Annotated in this window: 6 protein-coding genes; all 6 read left to right on the top strand. The window is 67.3% G+C overall.

The window, feature by feature from the left end; all coding sequences use genetic code 11:
• Nucleotides 1–1,286 (top strand): GGDEF domain-containing protein (locus tag Q4F91_RS12415; RefSeq protein ID WP_303338042.1); only part of this gene is annotated, 1,286 nt, incomplete at its 5' end.
• Nucleotides 1,283–2,887: a BcsE family c-di-GMP-binding protein gene (locus Q4F91_RS12420; protein WP_303338043.1), complete on the top strand. Its 1,605-nt coding sequence runs from the start codon at nucleotides 1,283–1,285 to the stop codon at nucleotides 2,885–2,887. The genes Q4F91_RS12415 and Q4F91_RS12420, both read left to right, overlap by 4 nt.
• A 13-nt stretch (nucleotides 2,888–2,900) precedes the next feature.
• Entirely contained in the window at nucleotides 2,901–3,098 is a 198-nt protein-coding gene (locus tag Q4F91_RS12425; RefSeq protein ID WP_303338044.1) for a cellulose biosynthesis protein BcsF, read from the top strand.
• Entirely contained in the window at nucleotides 3,098–4,774 is a 1,677-nt protein-coding gene (bcsG, locus tag Q4F91_RS12430; RefSeq protein WP_303338045.1) for a cellulose biosynthesis protein BcsG, read from the top strand. Before Q4F91_RS12425 ends, bcsG begins: the two co-directional genes overlap by 1 nt.
• 88 nt (nucleotides 4,775–4,862) lie before the next feature.
• Nucleotides 4,863–5,663: a transporter substrate-binding domain-containing protein gene (locus Q4F91_RS12435; RefSeq protein ID WP_303338046.1), complete on the top strand. Its 801-nt coding sequence runs from the start codon at nucleotides 4,863–4,865 to the stop codon at nucleotides 5,661–5,663.
• A gap of 78 nt (nucleotides 5,664–5,741) precedes the next feature.
• The coding region (locus Q4F91_RS12440) for a LysR family transcriptional regulator (protein ID WP_303338047.1) at nucleotides 5,742–6,611 on the top strand (870 nt) is incomplete at its 3' end.

Consider the following 6,611-nt stretch of genomic DNA (forward strand, 5'->3'; position numbering starts at 1 on the left):
AAGTCCAGGCCGCCTGGGACGAGCGTCAGAAGCTCTCCGATCTGCGCGACAGCGTCTACATGCAGTGGAAATTCTTCCACGGCTTCGGCCTGATGGCCTATCACCTCTCGGGCTCCGCAACGCAGGACTTCCCCGACGTGATGACCGAAAGCGACCGCGTGCTCCTCGCCGAGTCCGACGAGCTCGCGCTTGAGGGACGAACGGACGAGATCTACCGCGCGGTCTACCCGCTCTGCGATCCGAAGGGTGCGCACGCCACCCAGGCTAACAGCCATGCCTGCCGGGAGTTCACGAAGAGCTACCGCCGCATCAAGACCGAGCTCTCGCACCTCACCAGCGCGGACGCGAGCTTCCTCAGGCGCGTCGGAGAGATGAACGACGCGACGGCGCGGCTCTCGCAGTCCTTCATCGTCCTCGAGACCGAGGATCTCCTGAAGGAGGTCGACATCATCAGCGACATCGCGCAGCAGGCCCGGCCGATCTTCATCCTCTTCATCGGCGCCGTGGCGATCATGATCACGGTGCTCATCCTCGGCTTCGTCGCGCTCGTCAAGCCGCTGCACCGCGTCACGCGCGCGATCCAGGACTTCCGCGGCACGAACCGCACGCCCGAGCGGAACATCCGCTCGTCGCTGCGCGAGATCAACGAGGTCGTGCAGTGGGTGTGGATGCTCTTCGAGAAGCTCACCGACGAGGAGGCCCGCTCGCGGGAGCTCTTCGCGAACTACCGTGAGCTCCTCACCACCTCGAACCAGGACGCGCTCACGGGCATCGCGAACCGCAGGGCGCTCAATGACTTCATCAGCCGCACGACCGACGTCCCGCCCGGCCTCGGCATACTGATGATCGACATCGACCTCTTCAAGAGCCTCAACGACACGCGCGGCCACATCTTAGGCGACCGCGTGCTGCGCACGCTCGCCAGCGTGCTTGACCGCTCGATCTCCACGAAGGACGAGGTCTTCCGTTACGGCGGCGAGGAATTCTGCGTGATCTGCACGGGCACCGACGACGAGATGCTCGCCCGCACGAGCGAGCGGCTGCTCAGAGCCGTGCGCACGATCTCGCGCGAGAGCGGGCTCGCGGAGTCAGAGAAGGAGGCCGCGGTGCCGCTCACCGTCTCGATCGGCGTCGCCCCCGTGACCCAGGCGGGCGACGGCCGCACGATCGTGCAGATGATCCATGAGGCCGACGAGGCGCTCTACCGCGCCAAGCGCAACGGTCGCAACCGCATCGAGACGGGCCCGGACGACGAGACCGAGCCCGCGGACGAGGAGCGTGCATGACCGAACGCAAGCTTCTCCCGCCCGTAACGCTCGGCATCGCCGGCCTCTCCGAACCCCTGCGCACCATCATGCCGGGGACGGTCTCGGTCGTGCTCTGCGAGCGTCTCTCGGACGCGCTTGCCATGATCCTTGACGGCGGCCCAGCCGGCGAGCACCGCACGGACGATTCGCCCCCGTCCGTCGTGCTCGAGACGCCCGAGCGCGCCGAGATCGAGCGCGCTGCGGACGGACGGCCGCTCGACGACTTCCCGTACAGATGGTCGGTCGTCGAAAAGAGCCTGCGCGGCACGCCGCGCGCGCTCTACGAGGCTTCGCGCTCCATCCGCGCGCTGATCGGCAGCCCCGCGACCTACACGGCGCTCCTCCTCTCCTCCGAGGGGGCGCTCGCGATGAGAACCGAGGCCCTTGACGAGTGCCTCGGCCGCATCGAGGCCGCCGCCCGCGAGTCCGGCGCGCCGGTGCTCGTCTCCTTCGCCGGAGGCGACACCGACGAGCTCGCGAGCCGCATCGAGCGACTCACGACCCCGGTGAGCGGCCTCGCGCGCGTGGCCGCCGGCCCCGCCGGCCTCGCCATCCGCACCCGCTTCTGGCGCGCGGGCGGCTGGAGCGCCGCGGACACGGTGACGAAACTCACCGGCGAGAACGGCCATCTTGCCGCCCCCGAGACCGCGGAGGGTCCCGCCGCGACGGGCTCGAGCGAGACGGTCTACTCCGCCTCGCCCGCTCTGAAGACCGAGGCGGAGTTTCTCCAGAGATTCGTCGCGCTCGAGACCAATGAAGAGGTCTTCCGCACCGGCCTCGAGCGTGCGTCCTCGACCCTTGTCTTCAACGTGACCGGTCACGCGGACGTGAGAACCGTCGGGCGCATGATCACGGATCTCCGGCGCCGCCGCGGCCGTCACCTCAAGATCGCCGTCACCGTCACGGGCTCGCCGCTCAGAGCGTCGAGCGAGGCGGTGCTGCTCTCCGCGGGCGCGAACATCGTCTTCGAGGCCGGTTCCCGGCCCGGACACATCCGCGTGATGCTGCAGAGCCTCCACGGCGTGGTGTTCCCGCATGACCCGCCCTCTGACTTCGAGGCCTTGATCGGCTCGACCGACGTGGTCTCGCGCCAGGGACTGCTCGACAACGAGACGTTCCTCTCGCTCACCGAGCGCGCCGTGACCGTCCCGATGGACCGCCAGTACGCCCACGGCACCCTCATCGTGCTCGAGCCCGTCCACGGGCTCTCGGCCGAGGAGGCGATGCAGCAGTTCGCCCCGCAGCGCTCGGGCGACATCGGCACGGTTCTCGGCAACCGGGGCGCGGTGTTCCTCGCCGGCTGCCACCCGTCCTTCGTCGAGCTCTCCATGAGGCGCGCGTTCCTGCTCGATCCCGCGCACCTCTTCAACTCCTACCGGGCGGCGTTCGACGACCGCGATGTGATCAAGCTTCTCGGACGGTGCCGTGAGTTCATGCTCGGCCACAGGCCGTCAAGGAATGTCTACGGAGGGTACTTCCGGCCGTCCGCGGAACCCACGCGCGGTGCGCTTGTTCAGAGCGCGCCCCGCCGCGAGGTGCGCCTCTCCCCGAACCCCGTGATGCCCGTGCGCGTGAAGTGAGAGGAGGCCCCCGATGCTGCGTTCCCCATCCCTCAATGATCTCTGGTCGCTCGTGGCGCTCTGCGCCCTCGTCTTCATTCCCCTGGGCGCCCTGCTCGCCCCGAGGCTCCCGGCGATCGGCCGCAGGCTCCGGTGGATCCTCACCGGCCGGCGGCGCATCCGGCACGTGCGCTCGCTCGAGGCGGCGCTCGACAAGGAGGACCATGCGTGATGACTGAACGCAAAGCGGCCCTCCCGCGCGGCGCCGGCATCTGGAACCTCTACTTCCTCGGCAAGTTCGCGCTCGTCTGGCTCGGCTACCTCAATTTCAAGCCGCTCTGGAACGCGGCGCTCCTCGCGCTCGTGCTGCTGCCGCTCGAGCGCCGGGCGCTGCGCATCGTGCGTAACCTCGCCGCGCTCGGCTGCGGCTTCTCGCTCGCCTGGCACGAGAGCTGGCTCCCGGGCCCGAGGGCGATCGTCGAGAACTTCGAGAACCTGCTCAATTTCCGCCCCGAGTACCTGCTCGAGCTCGTGATGAACGCGATCGACCCGACCTTCCTCGTCGTCGCCTTCGTCGCCGTCGTCGCCTGGTTCATCTCGAGCGAGTGGATCCGCTGGACCACCTTCACGATCCTGGGGCTGGTGCTCTTCTCGCTTCCCGACCCGAAGGGCTTCGTCGACCGCATCCTCGCGCCCGAGCCCGAGGTCACGCAGGCGACCGCGCCGCAGACGGCCGCATCGGCTGCCGCGCCCGCCGCCGCACCTGCTGCCGCTGCTGCACCTGCTGCCTCCGGGCCGCTCCCCGCACAGACCGAGCCCGCGAACGACGCCGCGATCTCGCGCTGGCTCGAGGCCTTCTGGAATTCCGAAAAGGACCGCCGCGTCGCCTTCCCCGAGCAGGGGGCCGCGCGCGACTTCGACATCGCGATCCTCAACATCTGCTCGCTCTCCTTCGACGACCTCGAGGCGACGAACCTCGCGGAGCACCCGCTCTTCCGACGCTTTGACGTGCGCTTCGAGAACTTCAGTTCCGCGACGGCCTACTCGGGCCCGGCGACGCTGAGACTCCTGCGCGGCGCATGCGGCCAGCCCTCGCACGAGGCGCTCTACAAGGGCCGGGCTCCCGCCTGCGAGGTGATGGGGCAGCTTGAGCGCGCGGGCTTCACGCCCGAGCTCTACATGGACCACAACGGCGAGTTCGACGGGTACCTGCAGGCGCTCCGAGACCGCGCCGGCCTCACGCCCGCGCTCACGTCGCAGGACGGCTGGAGAGCCAACCTCGAGGCCTTCGACGGCTCGATGATCTACCGCACCGCCGACGTGCTGCGCGCCTGGATGAGGAACCGCGAGGCGGCCCGCGCCGCCCGGCCCGACGCTCCCGGCGCGGCCTTCTTCAACTTCATTGCGCTTCACGACGGCAACCGGGCGCCCGGCACCACCCGGTCGCTCGCCTTCGACACCCGCGCGAAGACCATGCTCAACGACCTCGACCGCGTGATGGGCGAGATCGAGCAGAGCGGCCGCCGGGTGATGCTCGTGGTCGTGCCAGAGCACGGCGCCGCCGTCCGCGGCGACAAGGTGCAGATGGCGAGCCTGCGTGAAATTCCGAGCCCGCGCATCACGCGCGTGCCCGTTCTTGTCAAATTCTTCGGGCTTCCCGACGCGGCCCGCCCCTCCGGGCAGATCGTCGTCAGGGAACCCGTCAGCTACCTTGCCGTGGCCGAGCTCCTGAAGCGCGCCGTCACGTGCTCGCCCTGGTCCGAGGGCTGCACGCCCGCGGCGGACCTCGTGAAGGACCTCCCCCTCACCTGGCCCGTCGCGGAGAACAGCGGCGCACAGGTGCTCTCCTACGGCGGCCGCTCCTGGGTGCGGCTCGAGGGCGACCGATGGGTCGCCTACCCGGACTGAAACCACTTCCACCAACCTTTAACCACTAGCTTTCTTCAAACTCCCTCTTAAAGAAGAACCTCCGCACAGAACACAAGGAGGCAACAACATGAAGAAATTCCGGTATATCGCACTCACATGCGCACTGCTCGGCGTGATCACGGCTGTCACGGTCGGCGTGCGTCAGGTGACGCTCAGCAAGGCAAATCCCGTGCGCACCGAAGGTGTGCTCCTCACCATCGGCGTCGAGGCGAACTACCCGCCCTTCGTCTTCCGCACCTCGAACGGCCTCTCGGGCTTTGACATCGACATCTCGCTCGCGCTCTGCAAGCGCATGAACCCTGTCTGCAGGATCCGTCCGATGAAGTTCGACGAACTCATCCCGGCGCTCAACAGCCGCTCGGTGGACCTGCTCGTCGCGGGTTTGGGCGAGACCGAGGAGCGGCGCCGCGACATGGTCTTCTCGAACGTCTACTACCGTTCGCGCCCCTTCTTCATCGCCCGCACGAAGGAGGCGAGAGCGGCGCAGCCGAAGGACCTCACCTACGGCGCGCAGCGCGACTCGAACCAGGCCAAGGCCCTTGAGCGCGACTACGCCACGATCGGCGCGAAGATAAAGCTCTACACGACCTACGAGGAACTCAAGAACGCCCTCATCATGGGGCAGGTCGACATGATCCTCGTCGACGGACTCTCCGGGTTCGCGCTCCTCAAGGACCCCGCGGGCGAGAGCTTCTACATCGGCGGCTTCCTCACGGAGCAGTCGCCGGAACTGAACGAAGCGCGCATCGCGGCGCGAAAGACCGACGAACCCCTCATCGATTCCGTCAACCAGGCGCTCCTCGCGCTGCAGGTCGACGGCGAGTATCAGTTGATCTCGATGAGGCACTTCCCCTTCCTCAACTACTGATCGGGCGGCTCCGGGCCGGATCACAGATCCGGCCAAACGGCACTATGATGAGGATCCCGAACCCCATCAGAGCGCCCTATGAGAGACACGCTTTTATTCTGGAACCTCATCCTCGCCTGCCAGCGGACGAAGTCGCTCGCAAAGGCCTGCGTGCAGATGAACCTGAGTCTCTCCGCGGGCTCCAAGCTCATCGCGGCTTTTGAGGAAGAGACGGACCTCACGCTCCTGGACCGCTCCACACGTCCCGCAGGGCTGACGGGCAATCTTGAGCGGCTTCTGCCGGTTGCAGCGCGCATGGTGAAGGCCCATGCGGACGCGGAGCGCGCCGTGCAGACACTCCGGGCCGAAGCGGCCGGGGACTTCATACACGGGCGCGTCGTGCGGATCTGCCTGCCCGTCAACGTCCGCAGCAACACCATGCTCGAACGGCTTCTCACCTACGCGGACGCCAATCCGGGCCTGCGGCTGGAGTTTCTCGGCGATGACGGCTTCCGCCGTTTGATGAAAGGAGAGGTTGAGATTGCGCAGTTCGGCTTTCATCCCAAGCGCCCGGAACTGCGTGCTGACTTTATCCGAACTAACGCCTTCCTGATGCTTGCAAGCCGTCGGTTCTGCGAGCGCCACGGGCTGCCGAAGACTGTCGAGGAGCTTGAGCGCTTCCGCGTCGCCATCCGCAATCCCGAGAACCGCAGCTTCTCCCGGCGGCTCAGGAACGGGGACAGGACCTTCTTTCTCCCTGACGGACCGAATCTCGTCTACGCAGACACCATCACCTGCCGCGATCTGCTGCTCTCAGGACAGGCGATCAGCCTCGACGTCTCCATCAGCACGGTGCTTGCCGAGCTGAAGGCCGGGCTGCTCGTCCCCGTTCTTCCCGGCTGGCACAGGAAACCCAACGACACCTACGTGTGCTGCCACATGAGATTCAGCGGCGACCCCGTGATCAAT

Origin of the sequence: Sutterella sp. (genome assembly GCF_030539355.1) — a bacterium.
GTDB lineage: Bacteria > Pseudomonadota > Gammaproteobacteria > Burkholderiales > Burkholderiaceae_F > Sutterella.